At 71.4% G+C, this 17,573-nt stretch carries 14 protein-coding genes and 1 pseudogene; 4 read left to right on the top strand and 11 right to left on the bottom strand.

Annotated features, from left to right (window positions below):
- On the top strand, positions 1 to 798 hold the full coding sequence (locus tag ACFPIH_RS25820; protein WP_381167278.1) for an SDR family NAD(P)-dependent oxidoreductase: 798 nt from the start codon (positions 1 to 3) through the stop codon (positions 796 to 798).
- A gap of 80 nt (positions 799 to 878) precedes the next feature.
- On the opposite strand, the gene ACFPIH_RS25815 is transcribed toward ACFPIH_RS25820, so the two are convergent.
- The 3 genes and pseudogenes from ACFPIH_RS25815 to ACFPIH_RS25805 form a co-directional block, all read right to left on the bottom strand.
- Positions 879 to 3,146, bottom strand: a complete 2,268-nt coding sequence (locus tag ACFPIH_RS25815) for an arylsulfatase (RefSeq protein WP_381167276.1) — start codon at positions 3,144 to 3,146, stop codon at positions 879 to 881.
- 301 nt (positions 3,147 to 3,447) lie between these two features.
- Complete coding sequence (locus tag ACFPIH_RS25810; protein WP_381167534.1) at positions 3,448 to 4,428, bottom strand: formylglycine-generating enzyme family protein; 981 nt, start codon at positions 4,426 to 4,428, stop codon at positions 3,448 to 3,450.
- Between the two features lie 171 nt (positions 4,429 to 4,599).
- Positions 4,600 to 4,773, bottom strand: a pseudogene (locus tag ACFPIH_RS25805) (aldehyde dehydrogenase family protein); the annotation flags it as partial.
- A gap of 693 nt (positions 4,774 to 5,466) precedes the next feature.
- Between ACFPIH_RS25805 and ACFPIH_RS25800 the strand changes: the two are divergent.
- On the top strand, positions 5,467 to 6,135 hold the full coding sequence (locus ACFPIH_RS25800) for a hypothetical protein (protein WP_381167274.1): 669 nt from the start codon (positions 5,467 to 5,469) through the stop codon (positions 6,133 to 6,135).
- Positions 6,136 to 6,700: 565 nt separating this feature from the next.
- On the opposite strand, the gene ACFPIH_RS25795 is transcribed toward ACFPIH_RS25800, so the two are convergent.
- From ACFPIH_RS25795 to ACFPIH_RS25785, 3 genes are read right to left on the bottom strand one after another with little or no spacing between them, the layout of a single operon-like run.
- Positions 6,701 to 7,714, bottom strand: a complete 1,014-nt coding sequence (locus tag ACFPIH_RS25795) for an NAD(P)/FAD-dependent oxidoreductase (RefSeq protein WP_381167272.1) — start codon at positions 7,712 to 7,714, stop codon at positions 6,701 to 6,703.
- Positions 7,711 to 8,250: an isoprenylcysteine carboxyl methyltransferase family protein gene (locus ACFPIH_RS25790; RefSeq protein ID WP_381167270.1), complete on the bottom strand. Its 540-nt coding sequence runs from the start codon at positions 8,248 to 8,250 to the stop codon at positions 7,711 to 7,713. Before ACFPIH_RS25790 ends, ACFPIH_RS25795 begins: the two co-directional genes overlap by 4 nt.
- 34 nt (positions 8,251 to 8,284) lie before the next feature.
- Positions 8,285 to 9,352 carry a type III polyketide synthase gene (locus ACFPIH_RS25785; protein WP_381167268.1) on the bottom strand — a complete coding sequence of 356 codons (1,068 nt, stop codon included), beginning with the start codon at positions 9,350 to 9,352 and terminating at the stop codon, positions 8,285 to 8,287.
- 149 nt (positions 9,353 to 9,501) lie between these two features.
- On the opposite strand from ACFPIH_RS25785, the gene ACFPIH_RS25780 reads away from it, so the two are divergent.
- Positions 9,502 to 10,371: a UbiA family prenyltransferase gene (locus tag ACFPIH_RS25780; RefSeq protein WP_381167266.1), complete on the top strand. Its 870-nt coding sequence runs from the start codon at positions 9,502 to 9,504 to the stop codon at positions 10,369 to 10,371.
- 731 nt (positions 10,372 to 11,102) lie between these two features.
- Positions 11,103 to 11,927 carry a hypothetical protein gene (locus ACFPIH_RS25775; RefSeq protein ID WP_381167265.1) on the top strand — a complete coding sequence of 275 codons (825 nt, stop codon included), beginning with the start codon at positions 11,103 to 11,105 and terminating at the stop codon, positions 11,925 to 11,927.
- Between the two features lie 207 nt (positions 11,928 to 12,134).
- Here the strand turns inward: ACFPIH_RS25775 and ACFPIH_RS25770 are convergent, their stop codons facing one another.
- From ACFPIH_RS25770 to ACFPIH_RS25750, 5 genes are all read right to left on the bottom strand, one after another.
- Positions 12,135 to 12,317, bottom strand: a complete 183-nt coding sequence (locus tag ACFPIH_RS25770) for a hypothetical protein (protein WP_381167263.1) — start codon at positions 12,315 to 12,317, stop codon at positions 12,135 to 12,137.
- 409 nt (positions 12,318 to 12,726) lie between these two features.
- Positions 12,727 to 14,289: a DUF4139 domain-containing protein gene (locus tag ACFPIH_RS25765; RefSeq protein ID WP_381167261.1), complete on the bottom strand. Its 1,563-nt coding sequence runs from the start codon at positions 14,287 to 14,289 to the stop codon at positions 12,727 to 12,729.
- 8 nt (positions 14,290 to 14,297) lie between these two features.
- Complete coding sequence (locus ACFPIH_RS25760; protein ID WP_381167259.1) at positions 14,298 to 16,403, bottom strand: DUF4139 domain-containing protein; 2,106 nt, start codon at positions 16,401 to 16,403, stop codon at positions 14,298 to 14,300.
- A 79-nt stretch (positions 16,404 to 16,482) separates the two neighbouring features.
- Complete coding sequence (locus ACFPIH_RS25755) at positions 16,483 to 17,220, bottom strand: class I SAM-dependent DNA methyltransferase (protein ID WP_381167257.1); 738 nt, start codon at positions 17,218 to 17,220, stop codon at positions 16,483 to 16,485.
- A 60-nt stretch (positions 17,221 to 17,280) separates the two neighbouring features.
- Positions 17,281 to 17,496: a DUF4177 domain-containing protein gene (locus ACFPIH_RS25750; protein ID WP_381167255.1), complete on the bottom strand. Its 216-nt coding sequence runs from the start codon at positions 17,494 to 17,496 to the stop codon at positions 17,281 to 17,283.
- Positions 17,497 to 17,573: the final 77 nt, after the last annotated feature.

Here is a 17,573-nt window from a genome sequence, read left to right as displayed (position 1 = left end):
ATGCAGACAAAGGACCCCACCGATGCGGTGGACGCGTACTCCCGCCTGTTCAGGCTCGACGGCCGCAGGGCCGTGGTGGTGGGCGCGGGCAGCGGAATCGGCCGCGAGAGCGCCCTGGCCCTCGCCGGGCACGGCGCCACGGTGGTGTGCGCCGACCGTGACCCGAAGGCGGCCGAGGAGTCGGCGTCGATGGGGCCGGGCCTTTCGCCGTACACCCTCGACGTACTCGACAGCGAGGCGGTCGCGCGTGCCGCCGAGGAACTCGACCCCGTCGACGTGCTCGTCTTCACCGCCGCGACGAACGTGCGCAAGAGCCTGCTCGACTACACGGCGGAGGAATTCGAGCGGGTCGTGGCGCTCAATCTGCGCGCGTCCTTCGACCTGGTGCGAGCGTTCGGCCGTGGCATGGCCGAACGCGGCAGGGGGAGCATCATCGGCTTCAGCTCGATTCGCGCGGTGACCGTCGAGCCGGGACAGGGGGTGTACGCGGCCACGAAGGCCGGCCTCGTCCAGCTGCTGCGGACCGCGGCGGCCGAGCTGGGCCCGTCGGGCGTGCGGGTGAACGCCGTCGCGCCGGGTGTCGTGGACACACCGCTGACCGCGCAGATCAGGGCCGTGCCGGAATGGTCGCAGGCCTACGCGGCCAAGAGCGCCCTGGGCCGCTGGTCCCGAGCCGACGAACTGGCCGGCGCCGTCGTCTACCTCGCGTCGGACGCGTCGTCCTTCGTCACGGGGAGCCAGCTCTTCGTGGACGGAGGCTGGACGGCGATCGACGGACGCTATACGCCACCCAACTGACGGGACGTCGGGCCGGTCCGTCCGCGGTTGAGGGCCGTCTGCGCCGATCGCGCAGACGGCCTTCGACTTGTCCAGCTGGCTCAGTCGATTCGCTCGAAGGGTTCGTTGCCCTCTTCGTCCGGCGCGACCGTGAAGACGACCTTCTCGAACCCTCCGGTGAACGCGAATTCGCCGTCGTAGCCGGGTGAGGAGGGCGACAGGGTGTCCCGGCCGATGTCGAGGCCCTGCCATCCCAGAAAGTGCGGCAGGACCCGGGGAATGGCCTCGCTGCCGACCGGTTTCCCTGACACATACAGGTGTCCCACGCCCTGCACGTCACCGGTCTTGACGAATTCGAAGGTCAGCTCCGCCGGGCCGATCGGGAGTTCTTCCGCCGAGGTGACCGTGTACCGGGTGCCGAGGAAGTTGTACTCGTAGACCAGCCGGTTGTCCTTCACGTACAGGACGTATCCGCTGCTGATGTTGCCCAGGGACACCAGGACACCCTCGTCCGACGCGGCGGCCCGGTCGACGAACGCGCTGATGCGGTGCGCGCGGTTCATCACCGGTGGCACCGCGGCGCCGGGCAGATGGGCCATGCCGGGGTAGTAGGTGAAGGTGGTGCGCCTGCGCGGAGAGCCGGGACGCGGAATCTTCGCCCGGTAGGCGAACCCCTGGTCGTCCAGCGGCAGCACATCGTATCTGCCTGCTTCCACCCAGAAGCGGGAGATCATCTTCTGCAGTTGCTCGGGTCGCTCCTTCGCGAGGTCGTTGCATTCCGAGTAGTCGGTGTCGTGGTGGTAGAGCTCCCACTGGTCCGCGTCGAACGACGTTCCGCGTTGGTGGAAGGCGACGGCCTTCCAGCCGTCGTGCCAGATCGCGCGGTGCCCGAACATCTCGAAGTACTGGGCCTCCTTGCGCGTCGGCGCGGTCGGCGAGCCGAACGTGTAGGCCATGCTGACACCGTGGATCGGCAGTTGCGGGATGCCGTTGTAGACCGGGGGAGCCTGCAGGCCGAGTAGGTCGAACAGGGTCGGGACGATGTCGGTGACATGGTGGAACTGCTGCCTGATCTCGCCGGTGTGCGGCAGCCCCCGGGGCCACTGCACGATGAGCGGGCAGCGGACGCCGCCTTCGTGGGTGTTCTGCTTGTAGCGCTTGAACGGCGTGTTGCCCGCCTGTGCCCAGCCCCAGGGGTAGTTGGCATGAGCGCGTGTGGTGCCGATTTCATCGATCCGCGCGACCATCTCCTCGAGGTCCTCGGGGACGCCGTTCTGGAATGCGGTGGGGTTGAGTGAACCCTTCTGTCCTCCTTCCTGGCTGGCCCCGTTGTCGGAGAGCAGGATGGTGATGGTGTTCTCCATCCGGCCTGTCCGCTCCAGGAACTCCATGAGCCGGCCGATCTCGTGGTCGGTGTGGTCGAGCATCGCCGCATAGGCCTCCTGGAGGCGTACGGACAGCTTCCTCTCGTCGTCCGACAACTCGTCGAAGGGAACGACCCCGGGGTTGCGCGGTGCCAGTTCGGTGCCGGGCGGCAGGATGCCCCGTTCGATCTGCCGGGCGTGCCGGGTGGCGCGCTCGGCGTCCCAGCCGTGGTCGAACCGGCCCCGGTACTTCTCCAGGTATTCCTGGGGAGCCTGGTGCGGGGCGTGCGCCGCGCCGAACGCCAGGTACAGGAAGAAGGGCTTGTCCGGAGTGACCGACGTCTGGTCCCGGACGAATTCGATCGACCGGTCGACCAGGTCCTCACTGAGGTGATAGCCCTCTTCCGGGCTCTTCGGCGGAGCCACGGCGTGGTTGTCGTAGAACAGTTCCGGATAGAAGCTGTCCGTCTCGGCTTCCAGGAATCCGTAGTAGCGCTCGAACCCGCGGGACAGCGGCCACTGGGTGTACGGCCCCGACGCGGTGGTCTGCTCCATCGGCGCCAGGTGCCACTTGCCCACGGCCATGGTGTTGAAGCCGCTGTCGCGCAGCACCTCGGGCAGAGTCGCGGCGGCCGTCGTGATCCGTCCGCGACCGCTGGGGAAGCCGGTGTCGAAGTTGGACAGCATCCGCATACCGACGGAGTGGTGGTTCCGGCCGGTCAGCAGGCAGGCGCGGGTCGGCGAACACAGCGTGGTGGTGTGGAAGTTCGCGTAGCGAAGGCCGTCGGTGGCGAGGGCGTCCATGGCCGGGGTGTCGATGTCCGAGCCGAAGCAGCCGAGGTCGGAGAAGCCGACGTCATCGAGCACGATCACCACGACATTGGGCGTGTCCTCGGGAAGCGCCTGCTCATCGGGCCACCACGGAGTCGATTCCTCAAAGGTCGTGCCGATCCTGCCTTGGAAAATACCGCTCGCGGACGGCGGATGCGGAGAGGCGGTGGTCATCCAGGACGCTCCTTTGCATGGACATTCCATCGTGCGCTGTGGCGGCAGCGGGGTCCGCACTCATCACCTCTGCTGGGCGGCGACGGCGGTCGGGCAGGCGGAACCCGAGGGCTTGGCGCGGCCGGCAGACCCCTGGGAGGTTCCGAGCCGGCAGACCTCCGGAGGTTCCGAGGAAGGCTCCCCGCTCTAGTTAACTGGTCAAACCAGTAGTCTGGGTGTAGTTTCCCCAGCTTCCTGTTGCCGTGTCAACCACACCCCACCCACGCCCGGTTGAGGGCGGAGCGGTCGCCCGGGCGGTCCGTCAGCGTGACGGGGACGGGTCCGCCGCGCAGCGGAACCCCATGTGCCCGGTGCTGCTGTCGGGTGTGTTGGACGTGCGCGCGGCGACGCGGTAGCGGTTGCAGTACGACGCATGGCACAGGTAGGAGCCGCCGCGGATCACCTTCGCCTCCCCCGTGCGAGGTCCGGCCGGGTCCTGGCGGGTCTCCGGGCGGTCGGCCGCGTGCCATGCGGTGCTCCACCAGTCGGAGCACCATTCCCAGACATTGCCCGATGTGTTGTACAGGCCGAAGTTGTTGGGCCGGTAGCTCTTGACCGGCGCGGCTCCCAGATACCCGTCCTCGCCCGTGTTGACCTGCGGGAACCGCCCTTGCCAGATGTTGCAGCGGTGCTGGCCCCGGGGCAGCAGCTCATCGCCCCAGGGGAAGCGGGAGCCCACCAGCCCGCCACGCGCCGCCCTCTCCCACTCCGCCTCCGTGGGCAGGCGCTTGCCCGCCCATGTCGCGTAGGCGGACGCGTCGCGCCAGGAGACGTGGACGACAGGGTGATTCGACAGATCGGTCCATGACGACCCCGGCCCGTAGGGGGCCCGCCAGCATGCCCCGTCAACCGCGAGCCACCAGGGCGCCTGCGCCACCGTGCCGTCGCGCACCAGATGCCGGGCCTCGGGGTGGACGAGTGCGTAGAACACGAAGGACCAGCCGTAGCGCTCGGCATCGGTCCGGTAGCCGCTGCTGCGCACGAACGTCGCGAACTGCCTGTTGGTGACGGTGGTCGCGTCGATGAGGAACGGCGACAACCGCACCTCGCGGACCGGGCCTTCACCGTCCTCGGGAAACGCGTCGGCGTCGTCACCTCCCATCAGGAACGTCCCTCCGGGGATGCGCAGCATGGCGCGCAGTCCTTGCGCCCGGTCCCGCTCCGAGGCCTGGAGCCGCACGGCGGTCGGCTCGGGGACCTCCCGGTCGCCCGCCGACGTGGGAGCGCAACATGGGTCTGACATCGCTTCCTCCGACTGCGACTGCTGTTCCTCGCCCGACTGACCACACCGTACGCGGACAGGTCCTTGTCCTGGCCGGAGTGCTTCTTCCCGTCGGTGGGCACCGAAGCCGATGCGGCGCTGGTCCGTTGCACCCTGGCATGGTCGCGAGTGGCGTGCCGCCGCCGGGTGGGCGATGAGAGCACGGCCTGTGTGGCGGTCGCCGAGGACGAGGTTGACCATGCCCGGGTGGCAGAAGGCGGGCGCTCCCTCCGCGAGCCGCACGGTGCCGGTCGGTGTCGTCTCGGCGGGCTTGAGGACGGCCGTGTTTCCGGCGGCGACGGCTGGAGCGATCTTCCGGACCGCCATCGCTCGACCGGGCCGCCGTGCGCAGCGTGAAGACTGTGACGAAAGCGATGAGCGGCAGCGACTACGCCGGGAGAACGCCCAGCCCAAGCGGGACAACAGGGAACTGGTCGTGGAGCGTGAGGTGCTCAGACGCTGCACGGTCCTGTGGGTCAGGCAGCCGTGGCGGGACCCACCCGTCGTGAGGTACGCCGCCTGAGACTGGCCGAGGTGGTGACCGAGGGGTTCACCGGCTCCGGCGGCACTCACGGCTCGCCGAAAGAGTGGATCACGCTGGTCCGCAAGGGCCGGCGCGCTCGGTGAACACCACCGCGAAGATCATGGCCGAGCTCGGCCTGGCCGGCCGGCGCCCAGAGCCCACCGCAGTAGGCCGGCCGTCGGCTGTCGGCCTCCCGAAGCCCTTCGTTCCCAGCGGGCCGTACCTGGGGCCCCGAATCACACGGCCCGACTCACCGGTGGTCCGTGCACGTCACCCGCATGGACAGTCCCGGTGGCACGTCGACGGACAACGGTGCTTGCTGGTCTTAGTCGCCACCTGGGCGTCCGCGCGAGGTCGCATCGCCTCGTCCCGGCCCGTGACGCGCCGGGCGGAACCCGTTTCCTCAGGGCTTGTCCACCGACACCGCCACCGACGAGGGAAAGAGGCTGTCACCGGAGGGGAGCACACCGGCTGGGAGAGGAAGCGAAAGACCGCCCATGGAGACGAAACTTCAGGCGCTGCGCACTCCACGAGCCGCGGGACTGGTGGGGATCATCTTTGCCCTGCTGCTCGCCGCGGCCATCGTCATGGTCCGCGTAGCGATACCGGACGAGCCCGACTACGTGGGCAACAGCTGGGTCACCGACCCCTGGCGTCGGCGTACGGTACATACGGCGCTCAACCTCATTCCCTTCGCGGGCATCTTCTTCCTGTGGTTCATGGGCGCTGTGCGCGCACGCATCGGAGCGGCAGAGGACCAGTTCTTCGCCATGGTCTTCCTGGGCAGCGGTCTGCTGTTCGTGGCGACTCTCTTCGGGGCCGCGGCGGCGGCCGGCGGCCTACTGGTCACGGCCGATGCCGCCGGGGCCGGCTCCAAGCTGCAAGGGTGGTCATTCGGCCGTCACGTCACCTACAGCCTCCTGACGACCTACGCGATGCGTATGGCCGCGGTATTCACGTTCACGACCTCCACCATCGGGCGTCGGCTCGGAGTCCTTCCGCGCTGGCTTTCCCTCCTCGGCTATCTCGTCGCTCTGACGCTGCTCCTCGTCTCGCGCACCATCGGCTGGTCCGAGCTCGTCTTCCCCGTGTGGGCCCTTGTCGTCAGCCTGCACATTCTTGTGGCGAGTTTCCGCCCAGGGCCCGCACCTGTCGTTGCGTCCTGATCGGCCCTCTCCTCGACGGTGCGAGCGAATCACCGTCCACAGAGCCGGGAGGATGCGCCGCGTCGATCTTCATCCGCTGACCAACAACAGCGTCCGCAGCAGTGGAGGGGGTGGGACATCGAGGAGTGGTCATGGGACCCGTACCCGCGGTCCCTCAACCTGCCCTGGTACAGGTAACAACCACCTTCCGACGTCCCGGTCGGCAGGCAGGCAGGGAACCGCGTGTGGGCCGCCATGGGCGACTGGAACCGCGAACCGGGCAACCTCCAAACCCGACGCGGAATGCACAAGTACAGGTCCTTCGGCGCCACCCATATCGGCGGGAACGGAAACTACCGGAACCTGGCTCCATGGTGTCCAACGAGCGGATCACCGGCTCAGGGTGTGGAGCCGGCGGCCGTCGGGGTGTTACCGGGCGGACCGCGCCGACGTCCCACATCGCCACCCACAGGCATCCCTCGTCGCCGACGGTGCACGGCCGAGTCGACTGGCCGTCTCCCGGATGACAGAGACAGAACCGGCCCGACCGGGACGCCTCCGGAAGACCGTCCGGAGTAGACGACCACTACTGCAGTGCGTGGACCGCGGCCGAGAACACCGGAGGCATGCGGGACGCCGCGGGGACGATGAGGCGGGCGGTGCCGGGACGGCGGCTCGCGGTCAGCAGGGCTCCGGTCAGCAGGCGGTGGCGTCGGGTCAGCCGGGCCCAGGCGCGCTCGTACTCGTCCGGTCGCCCGGCGGCCAGGCAGCGGACGGCGGCCCCGGCCGTCGCCAGCGCGAGGGCGATTCCCTCGCCGGTGAGGGCATCCAGGTAGCCCGCGGCGTCGCCGACGAGCAGGACACGGCCGGCGGTTCTGCGCCGCACCCGCTGCCGCAGTGGTCCGGCGCCGCGCACCTCCGTCGCGGCCGGGCCGCGCAGCGACGCGGTGAGGGCCGGGAAGCCGGCCAGGTGCTCGGCGAACCCGCGACGGCTGCGACTGAGGATCGCGACGCCCACCAGGTCGTCGCCGACCGGCGTCACATAGGCCTCGCCATGCCCGGACCAATGGACCTCCACGAAGTCCGTCCACGGCTCGACGCGGTAGTGCCGGCGCAGTCCGTAGCGGCCGTGGGGACGGCCCGGCAGCTCCAGCCCCAGCCCGCGGCGCACGGGGGAGTGCAGGCCGTCAGCGGCGATCAGCCAACGGGCCGTCGTTCCGGCGGCGGTGACCGTGTCCGCGCTCTGGCGCACCTCGCCGACCTTGCCCGTCAGCATCCGCACGCCGAGGCCGAGAGCGCGCTGGTGCAGTGCGGAGTGCAGCGTCGTACGGCGGATTCCCAGCCCGCCACGACCGCGGAAGGACGCTTCGGCACGGGCGGTGCCGTCCACGTAGCGGATGCCGCGCAGTTCGCGGCCGGTGACCTCGACGCCCAGTGTTCGCAGCGCGGCGACACCGCCGGGCATGACGCCCTCTCCGCAGGCCTTGTCCACGGGCCCGGTCCGGGGTTCGACGACGACGGCCTCCAGGCCGGCGAGCGCGGCGTGGATGGCAGTGGCCAGACCGGCCGGCCCACCGCCGGCCACCAGTACGTCGATCACGCCGGAGCGGGTGCGGTCGGCGTGGTCGCGGCGGTCAGCGCCCGGTTCTCGCAGCGGATGCGCACGGTGAGCAGGACGGCGTTGAGTACGGTGAACACGGCCGCGGTGACCCAGGCGGTGTGGACGAGTGGCAGGGCCACGCCCTCGGCGACGACGGCCACATAGTTCGGATGCCGCAGCCACCGCCACCGGTAGGGGCCGCTCGTCACCAGCGGCAGGCCGGGTACGACGATCACCCGGGTGTTCCACCGGGGCCCCAGGGTGTTGATGCACCACCACCGCAGTGCCTGGGCGGCCGCCAGCACGATGAGCATCGGCCAGGCCAGGGCGGGTACGAAGGGCCGGTCGGCCAGCCACACCTCGGCCGGACAGGCGACCAGCAGGCCTGTGTGAAGAGCGACCATCGCCGGGTAGTGGCCCTGCCCGGTAACAGTCGCGCCGTGGGCGGTGCTCCACCGTTCGTTGCGGCGGGCGACGACGAGTTCGGCGACGCGCTCGGCGGCGACGGCGGCCACCAGCAGTCCGTACCAGATCATGTGTCCTTTGTCCTGTGTCCCTCGACGGTCCGGACTACCAGCGCAGCAAGACGAGTTCGCAGGCGAAGCCGGGCCCCATCGCCAGCAGGACACCCGGCGTGCCCGGCGGCGGGCGGCGTTCGGCCAGGGTGTCGCGCAGTACGTGGAGCACCGACGACGAGGACAGGTTGCCCACGTCGGCCAGATGACGCCAGGTCACATCGAGCGCCGCCTCGGGCAGGTCGAGGGCCTCGGTGACGGCCTGAAGGACCTTGGGGCCTCCCGGGTGGCACACCCAGGCGGTCACGTCCTTCGGCTTGATCCCGTGGTCGCCGAGGAACCCCTCGACGTCATCGGCGAGGTAGCGGCGCACCACATCGGGGACCTGGGGGTCGAGGACGACCTGGAAGCCGGAGTTCCTGATGTCCCAGCCCATGACGCGCCCGGTGTCCGGATACAGGTGGCTGCGGGTGTCCACGATCGTCGGGCCGACGCTCTCGTGCCGGCGGTCCGGGCGGTCCGCGCCGCACACGACGACCGCGGCGGCGCCGTCGCCGAACAGTGCGGTGGCGACCAGGTTGGCCATGGAGGCGTCGTCGCGCTGGAAGGTGAGCGAGCACAGTTCGACCGACAGCAGCACCCCCACGTGGCCGGGTCGGCCCAGCAGGTAGTCGTGCATACGGGCCAGGCCGGCGGCGCCGCCGGCACAGCCCAGGCCGAACAGGGGCAGTCGTTTGACGTCCGGCCGCAGTCCGAGGCGGCCGGCCAGCCGTGCGTCGATCGAGGGGGTGGCGATGCCGGTGACGGTGGTGAAGATCAGCAGGTCCACGTCGGCTGCGGACAGCCCGGCCATGCGCAGTGCGCCTTGGACGGCCTTGGCGCCCAGGTCGGTGGCGGCGGCGATGAAGACGTCGTTGGCGGCGCCGAATCCGTCCAGTTCCCCGTACCGTTCGAGCGGCAGCGTCATGTGGCGCGAGCGGACCCTCGCGCTGCGGTGCAGCCGGTCCAGGACCCGGCGGTCGGTCCCCTCGGGCAGGCAGGTGCGGGCCACCATGTCGGTGATCTCGGACTGGGTCCTACGGTGCGGTGCGAGGGCACCGTGAACGGCGACGATCCGCGTCATATGGTTCCCGTCCGGTTCCCGACTCGGGTGAGTTGCTTCCCACGTGTTCCCCGGACCGGGACTTCGACACCATGAATCGCCCGTCCGGCCGTCCTCCCCGGGGGCGCGTGCTCCAGCCGGGTGGAGCCCGGGCGCCTAACATCGGCCGGGTGGGCACTCCCGAGCAGTCGACGACCGGCGGCCCGGCCGTGGGTTGGGCCGTCCGGGTGGGCGGCCTGGCCGGGGCCTGCCACCCCGGGCCTGTCGTGGCGGTCACCGCCCTGATGGCCGCTCTGGCCGTGACCGCCGGCCAGAGCGCCGCGCGTGGTGTCCTGACCGCCGCCGCCGTTCTGACCGGGCAACTGTCCGTCGGCTGGTGCAACGACGCGTTCGACGCGCGCCGGGATGTCGCCGCCGGCCGCCGTGGCAAACCGGTCGCCGACGGTGCGATCGGTGTGACGGAGGTGTGGGTGGCCGCGTATGCCGCGCTGGCGCTGTGCGTGCCGCTCTCGCTCGCCTGTGGCCTGTGGGCGGGCGCCGTTCACCTGGCCGGAGTGGCTGCGGCGTGGGCGTACGACCTGCGGCTCAAGGCGACAGCATGGTCCTGGGCACCGTACGCGGTGGGTTTCGCCGCGCTCCCGGCGTTCGTGGCGCTGGGCCTGCCGGGGCAGCCGTGGCCGGCCTGGTGGGTCGTCACCGCCGGGGCGCTACTGGGGATCGGCGCCCATCTGGGAGACGTACTGCCGGACATCCGCGGGGATCTGGCGACGGGCGTACGGGGATGGCCGCACCGGCTGGGCCCGGACGGCGCCCGGCTGCTGCTGCCGGTGCCGCTGGTGATCGCGTCCGCGGTGCTGGTGCTGGGGCCCGCCGGACCACCCGGCGGACGGGGAACGGCGGCGCTCGCGGTGGCCGTCGTGGTCGCGGTGGCCGGGGCGGTGCTGGGACGCCGCTGGGAGCGGGCCGCGTTCGTGGCAGCCGTCGCCGTGGCGGTGGTGGACGTGGCGTTGCTGCTGCTGCGCGGCACCGGGATCGCCTGAACGTTCGGCCTCGTCGGCTGTCAGCCCCTTGGACCCGGGGCGACCGGCCACCAGCCGTCACAAGGTACGTACGCTGCCTCACCCCGGACCCTCCCGCGGCCACCGAGTCCGTGGATGGTGCGCGAGGCCGCCCGGCTCTGCCGCCGTCCGCCCGGGCGGGGCTGTCACCTGGTGTACGGGAGAGGGCCGCGGGGGCGGTCGGCTCCCGGCGAAGGCATCCGGGAGGGCGAGAAAGAGGGAGCCGGAGCCGGTGAGAACGACGAGGCGTTCCAGCGCCGGGCTGGGGTGGTGCAGTTGCAGGGATCCTCCGGCCGCGGCGGTGCGCGACAAGACGTAGAGGGCATGTGCGCCAAGCAGCAGTGGCCCGCCGGGGTCTGGGACGTCCGTACACAGCGTAGTCCGGAGGCCGGTCCCACGGTGGGTCGGGGAGAGGGGCACCACGATGTTTACACGGCGATGACCTGGCGGGTTCAATGCCGGGCTGCCCTGCCGCGTTGCCCACCGACAGGGCCGGCGATTCGGCTTGGTCGTCATGCCGGTGACGTGAGTGCCGTGTGCGGCTGACAGGTGACCGGTCGGGGTCGTCGTCGCTGATCGCAGGTGAAACACCGTCAGCCGGGCAGTCGTCCCGTTGTACCGCCCGCACCGTCGAAGGAGCCTCGCGGTCCGCCATCACGCGGATGGCCACGGCGTCGACGGCCGTCGGGCTCCGGAACCAGCAAGGGATATTGATGGAGAATCGCAGAGAAGAAGAGGGCCGGGCGCCGAAGCGCAAGGTGCTCGACCTGACTGCCGTGCAGGTGGTGGCGAGCGCACTCGCGACGGTGGTGGGCGCGGTGCTGGCGTCCCTGCTGGGGGTGACCGGGACGATCATCGGTGCCGCCGTGGTCAGTGCCAGTGCGACCACCGGCGCGGCGGTCTTCTCGCATGCTTTCCGCCGGACGGGCGAGGGGATCCGTAGCCGGGTGCCGTCGATAGGGGTGCCGTCGATAGGGGTGCCGAGGACGCCGAGTGAGGAGCGGGCGGATCACCGCGCGGACGCCCGGGCGGCGTTCGGGTTACCGGCCGACGCTTCGGTTGTCGACGCGGTACCGTCCTTCACGCCCTCCGGAGGTGAGTCGGTCACCACCTATCGGGGTGGCTCCGTCCGGAGAGCCATCCGCTGGAAGAAGTACGGCCTGGCGACGGGCCTGGTCTTCGCCCTGGCCATGGTCACGGTGACCGCGGTGGAGCTGATCATGGGTAAGCCGGTGGCGGCCGTCGTCAAGAATGAGCCGGGCAGGGGAACCTCGGTGGGCGGTGGCTCGGCCGGTACCCCCGCTCCCGACGACAGCCGGACACCCGCTCCGGGCGTGTCCAGTGGCTCGGAGCCGTGGACGGGCAGCTCTGCCTCGCCGGACGCGAGCGGGGCGCCGGACACCGGTTCTGGTACCAGCCCGAGTCACAGCCCCAGCTCCAGTCCCAGCTTCAGTCCCAGCTCCGGTCCCAGGGCTTCGGCGTCGCCCGGGCCGTCCAGCAGCGGTGCCGTGAGCGGTTCCGACACCACCGCTCATTGAGAGGGTCCGGGGTGTCCTGCCGGTGACCTGGCCCATCGTCGGTCGGCTGCGGTCGCGGTGGTTGCTGTACCTCCGCGTCCCGCTTGCATGTGGCGTTGAAGGACTCGGCGATCGCCTGATCCGGGCGCAACTCAGGCCCGCCGATGGGCAATACCCGGCCGCTCCCCGTCCGGATCCGCCGGTACGAGGAGGGAGCGCGTCGCTTCCTCAGCGGCGACGCCCGCTTCCTCGGGAGGACCAGCCAGACCCCACGCCGGCCGAGTGCACAGCGAGGCAAGCAAGCCCGACAAGCATGAGGCTCATCGGACTGAAGATCACCTCGGTCGACGTCTCGGTGACATGGATGATGAAGGCGATGACGAAGAGTGCGGCGGCCGCGAATGCGAGCATCTGTCTACCCCTGCCGGTGGACGACGAACCACACGTGATTTCGGTGGCTGCGCCGGTACCTGCTGGGTTCCCCGGACGGCGCCGATCAGTCGCGTAGATCCCGTGCCGGAGCCGGCGGCGACACCCCCTCGCGTGACCTGTCGACGCTGTGAACGAAGCAACGCTCGTCAACAGACGGCGAGGATGCATGCGCCCCCTGGTCCTACCGACAGCGTCGAGCCTCGACCTGTTCCTCGGCGGCCGGACGCGCCGGGTCGAGCTGCTGGTTCCGCCGACGGCTCTGGGCGTGCGTGCTGTCGACAGGCGGGAGACCCGCCCTCAAGTCCTTCGGGTGTGCGAGACGGCCACCGGCTGCGGGGCGGGAGTCGGATCAGGCCTGCATCAGCAGGCGGGCAGCGGCCACCAGCGCTCAGAGCCCGGTGACTTTGGCGCTCGCCGACAACTCGTAGACCAGGGTGACCGTGCGGCGGCTGCCGGGCGGGAGGGTGACGTCCCAGCGGGCGATGCCCTCCGCGTCGACCACGTCGGGCGCGGGGGAGCATGAATCCTTGTGCAGGCGTATCTCCACCGCCGAGACCTCGGAGACCGGGATCCGCTCCCGAAGGACGACGAGCCGCTCGCCCTGCTCCCCGGGGGCGGAGAACCGGGACAGGTGCAGCCGGACCGTGCGGGTGACGACGGTCCGCTGGGTGATTCCGGCGGAGTCGCGGGACTCCTCGGTATGCCGGACCACCCTGTAGTCGTCGCAACTGCCGAAGGCGAGCTCGGCGGGGGCGCCGACGGCGGTGAAGTCCAGCGTGCCGCGGCCGCTGAATCCGCTGCCGCGGACCAGGTCCACGGGCCCGGCGAGCAGCGCGTGACCGGACAGGTTGGCGAACCGCACCACCTGGGTGACCAGCGGCGACACCTCGGGTGAGCAGGCGTACTCGCTGCTCGCGGCCGTGGTGAACACGGAGAGCGGCACCCGGTGGGCGCGGCCGTCTCCGGGCACGGAGACCGGCGCAGGGGATCTCAGCACCCGCGCCTCGCCGCCGTCGTCCACCCCAGGCAGGCCGAGCACCGGGGCTGGGCCGAGGTCCCCGATCTCCTCCTCGCGCAGCTCGACGTCGACCGTGCGGCGCTCCGCCGCGGAGCGGTCCTTGAGCGTCAGCCGGTCCTCGCCCAACAGCGGCGGATCGGTGGCCAGCGCAGAGCGGGCCGTCGACAACGTCAGCCGTACGTCCGACCAGTCCTCACCGGTGCGCTGCCAGACCATGGCGTCGGTCTCCAGTGTCAGGGAGTCCCCGTCGAGCACGGCCCGGTAGGCGGGCCGCCACAGCGCACACGGGGTGAGGTGGCTCAGGCGCAGCCCGACCGGCCCGGCGGCCGCGGCCTCCACGGTCAACTCGATATGGCCGACCAGCTCGGCGGGCTCCTCCTCGGAGAGGTGCATGGCCCGCTGGGCTTCCCCGAGTTCGGCGGCGAGGGCGGCCAGCCGGGCCTCCACGGTGCGCAGTTGCTCGGCGTGCGCGTCGCGCTCGTCGTCCACCCGGTCCAGTTCGCGGGCCCAGCGGGGCCGTTCGCTCTCCCCGGAGCCGGCGCCTTCGCCGATCTCCCGCAGCAGATCGGCGGAGAGGCGGCCGAGCAGGTCGAGGCGGGCATGCAGCCGGTCGCGTCGCTGCCCCAGGGCCAGCCGCTCCTCTTCGAGGGTGTGCACGCGGTGGCGCAGGGCGGAGTCGCCGTCGGCGGGCGGCAGCGGCCCGCGTGGCGTCCAGCTGCGGACGATCCGCACGTCGAGCACGGTCGCGGGGTGATCGGCGGTCAGCTCGGCATGGAGGGTCCGGTCGACGGCCAGCGCACTGACCGGCCCGAGACGCAGCCGCTGGACCCCGGCCCCCAGGTCGAGCACGACGGCGCGCTCGATGTGGGCGCGATCCTCAAGGCACGTCACGGCGGTGACGGGGAGGGCGATCGGCTTCGGGGCCGTGGACATGGCGTGTGTCAGCTCCTGCGGTTGCCGCCGACCAGGGCCTTGCCGGTCGGGATGCGGATCTCGTAGCCGCCGTCGAGGGTGGCAGTGGCGCCCGCGGGCAGGTCCAGTCGCCAGACGCGGGTGCCCGGCGCATGGCGATCGGGCCCCGTGCCTTCCTCGGGTGCCGTCCAGTCGGCCCGTTCCTCGATCCGGACGTCCGGTTCGGAGGTGACCGGCACCCGCTCGCGGACTTCGACGGTGACGGGCCTCGCGAGCCGGTTGGCCAGCTCCACGTGGACGCGGTGGTCGAGCACGGTGGTGTTGTTGCGCAGGCCCGAGGTCGACTCGTGCAGGTTCGTACGGCGGGTGACCCGGATGCCCTCGGCCGGCCCGAGCCCGACCCGGCGGACACCGCCGGGGGCGAGCGTGGGCAGCGCGGCGGTCAGCAGGAAGTCGTCGTCGACAGTGACCTCCACCGGACCGGCCAGCAGTGCCTGGTCGGTGGCGTTGGAAAGCACCAGCGTCGCGTACACGGTCTGCTCCACGGACGGCACGCAGAGGTACTCGGTGCGCAGGCCGACCGGGATCTCGCCGACGGTGACGGTGTGCCAGGTGCCGTCCGACGGGATGTCGGCGCGGGCGCCGGCATCGAAGCGGTGGTCGAAGGAACCCGCCGACTCGCGGGGCCGCACGGCCTGTCCGGGCAGCGGCAGCGCTGCCACCGCTTCGGCGCGGCGGCGGTACTCGGCCGCCACCGGGTCGAAGGGAGAGCCGGGAAACAGCCGGCCTCTGCGACTGCCCTGCTCGTCGGGGCCGCACAGGACAAGGGCGGCATAGTCGAGCTCGGCGTCGGTCGGCTGCGGCGGACCGGCTACCGGTGCCGGAGGGGGTGGCGGCGCGGCCCGGCCGGGAGCCGCGGGCGCCTTGAGGGCTGGGGCAGCCGCGAAGGTGCTGCCGCCGACACGCGGCCTGCCGGCCGGTCGCGATCCGGCCGGCTGCGCGAGGGCGGCCATCCCGCCGCCGAAGCCTTCCGGGGGAGCGCCGGCCGAGCCGCCGGGCGCCGGGACCGCGGCCGGCGGACCGCCGTAGGCCTGCGGTGCCGGCGGCGGAGGAAGCGGCGATGGCGGAACGGGACCGGGTGCGGAGCGGTCAGCGGCACTCACGGGCGCGGAGCCGGCCGCGAAAGCCGCAGGTGCGGCGGTCGTGGCAGGGCGGGGGCCGGCCGCGTCGTACCCGGTGAACAGGTCGACGAGCCCGGCCGGAGGCTCGCGCCAGCCAGACGGTGAGGGGGCGGGCTGACGGCGTCCGATCCGGATCGAGCGGAGCCTCGGCAGGTCGGTACGGCGCTGAAGATCGGCGGTGGCCAGAGCGATGCGCACGCCGGTCCAGTCCTCGCCGGTCCGCTGGGCGACCGAGGCGCGCAGCACCAGACGGCCGCTCCCGTCGCCCTGACGGTGAGTGAGACGGTAGGCCGGTACCCAGACGGCGCCCGGCACCCCGTATTCCAGCTCCAGCTCCACCTCCGCGTCACCGGTGCCGTCGAGGGTCAGGACCGCGCAGACCGTGGTCTCCACGTGCGCTGACGGTACGTCGGTGGAGGCGCGGGCCAGCCTGTCGGCGGCGACGGTGAGCTCGTGCTCGACGTCGCGCAGCGCCTCGTCCAGCTCGACGAGGCGGGTGTGCAGTCCCGTCAGCCGCTCGTCGACGAAGTCGGCGAGCTCCAGCCACGCGTCGACCGGGGTGCGGCGGTGCGGGTCCTCGCACCCGCGGCCAGGGGGGACCGGGTGGAGAGCGCTGACCTCCTCGATCAGGCTCAGCTGTCGGTCCCGGCGTCCCTGCGCCGCCGCGTACTCGTCGCTCAGCCGCTCGACCTCGCGCCGCAACTCGTCGGGCGTGCCCGTGCCGAGCGGCTCGGCCTCGACTTCCACCCGGGCCTCGGTGACACGCACCCCGGGGGCGCCCAGGACATGGGCCCGCAGCGAGCCCGGGTCCAGCGAGCGGGGCAGTCCCGTCACCCGCACCCGGCCGTCAGGCGGCACGCTGCCCCGGGCCAGTCGGCGGCAGACCGCGCCCTGCGCGTACACCACGACCGAATCGAGGGTCGACCCCCACCTCTGTGTCGACTCAGCCGTCATCTGCTCCGCCCCCGCCGTGTCCGTGCTGAGCGAAGCCTACGCCCGGGCGGTCTGCGCGTCCGACGTCCGAGGCACCGGCTCAGACCGGTTTGCGCCAGACGGAGATGTGCTTGCCGGAGTCCTGGGTGAACGGTGCGCCCTCCCAGTTCGCGACGCGCCGTTCCAGTTCGAGGCCGGCGATGCGGGCCATCAGGTCGAGCTCCGTCGGCCACGCGTACCGGTGCCGGGAGGCGTCGCGGCGATAGCGGCCGTCGTCGTCGCGGGTGAGGTGGTGCGAGACGAGGGTCTGCTCGACCAGGTCGAAGGTGTCGAAGCCGAGATGCTCCTCGGAGACGTCGAACGGTACGGCGAACTGCCCGGGCGGCAGGAACCGCAGCCGTGGCACGCCCAGCTCGATGACGAATCGGCCGCCGGGCGCCAGATGACGTGCGGCGTTGCGGAAGCACTCGACCTGCTCGTCCTGCGTGAGCAGGTTCGTGATGGTGTTGTAGACGAGATAGACCAGCGTGAACTCGCCGGGCACCACCGTCGTGGCCATGTCCCCGACGGTGACCGGCAGCGCGTTCTCGTCGACCTTGCGCCGCAGGACCGCCGCCATGTGCTCGGACAGTTCGATACCCGCCACCGGCACACCGCGTTCCCGGAGCGGGACGCCCACGCGTCCGGTTCCGATGGCGAACTCCAGAGCCCGGCCGTCTCCGGCGAGTTCGGCGAGGAAGGCGAGAGCCGGTCCGAGAACCCGGACCGAGGACATCTCGCTCTCCTCGGCGTCGTAGCGGTCGGCGGTCTCTCGGGTCCACAGCTCGCTGCTCGTCACGGGCAGCCACTCTGCCGGGCCCGGCAAGACGCTGTCGACCGATTTACCGGCCCGCGGCCGTCAGCGGCGCGGACGCTCCAGCGTGAGGAGCAGGCCCTCGACCGCACCGGGCCCGATCCGGCCCTTGACGTCGGCGGACGTGATCGCCTTGAGCGCCCAGCCGTCCTCCGCGTGCTTGTTCAGCACCTTCTCCAGCTTGTCGCTGTCCAGCGCGTCTCCGATCAGTGACTCACGGAACGTGACGACCTTGTATTCGAACGCGTAGGGGTTGCTCATGGCTGGGGCCTTCCGTGGATGGACTGGCTGACGAAACCGGGGACAGCCAATCACCCTTCGGCGTCGCCGCGCACGGC

Origin of the sequence: Streptomyces vulcanius (assembly GCF_042653945.1) — a bacterium.
Lineage (GTDB): Bacteria > Actinomycetota > Actinomycetes > Streptomycetales > Streptomycetaceae > Streptomyces > Streptomyces mangrovi.
Note: the sequence above shows the minus strand (reverse complement) of the source record. Positions and strands in the feature narration are given on the sequence as shown.

Coding starts and splice junctions, on each gene's coding strand:
- ACFPIH_RS25765 (WP_381167261.1), bottom strand. CDS start 14,289: ATGTCCACGGCCCCGAAGCCGATCGCCCTCCCCGTCACCGCCGTGACG.
- ACFPIH_RS25775 (WP_381167265.1), top strand. CDS start 11,103: ATGGAGAATCGCAGAGAAGAAGAGGGCCGGGCGCCGAAGCGCAAGGTG.
- ACFPIH_RS25810 (WP_381167534.1), bottom strand. CDS start 4,428: ATGTCAGACCCATGTTGCGCTCCCACGTCGGCGGGCGACCGGGAGGTC.
- ACFPIH_RS25770 (WP_381167263.1), bottom strand. CDS start 12,317: ATGCTCGCATTCGCGGCCGCCGCACTCTTCGTCATCGCCTTCATCATC.
- ACFPIH_RS25760 (WP_381167259.1), bottom strand. CDS start 16,403: ATGACGGCTGAGTCGACACAGAGGTGGGGGTCGACCCTCGATTCGGTC.
- ACFPIH_RS25800 (WP_381167274.1), top strand. CDS start 5,467: ATGGAGACGAAACTTCAGGCGCTGCGCACTCCACGAGCCGCGGGACTG.
- ACFPIH_RS25785 (WP_381167268.1), bottom strand. CDS start 9,352: ATGACGCGGATCGTCGCCGTTCACGGTGCCCTCGCACCGCACCGTAGG.
- ACFPIH_RS25750 (WP_381167255.1), bottom strand. CDS start 17,496: ATGAGCAACCCCTACGCGTTCGAATACAAGGTCGTCACGTTCCGTGAG.
- ACFPIH_RS25790 (WP_381167270.1), bottom strand. CDS start 8,250: ATGATCTGGTACGGACTGCTGGTGGCCGCCGTCGCCGCCGAGCGCGTC.
- ACFPIH_RS25820 (WP_381167278.1), top strand. CDS start 1: ATGCAGACAAAGGACCCCACCGATGCGGTGGACGCGTACTCCCGCCTG.
- ACFPIH_RS25815 (WP_381167276.1), bottom strand. CDS start 3,146: ATGACCACCGCCTCTCCGCATCCGCCGTCCGCGAGCGGTATTTTCCAA.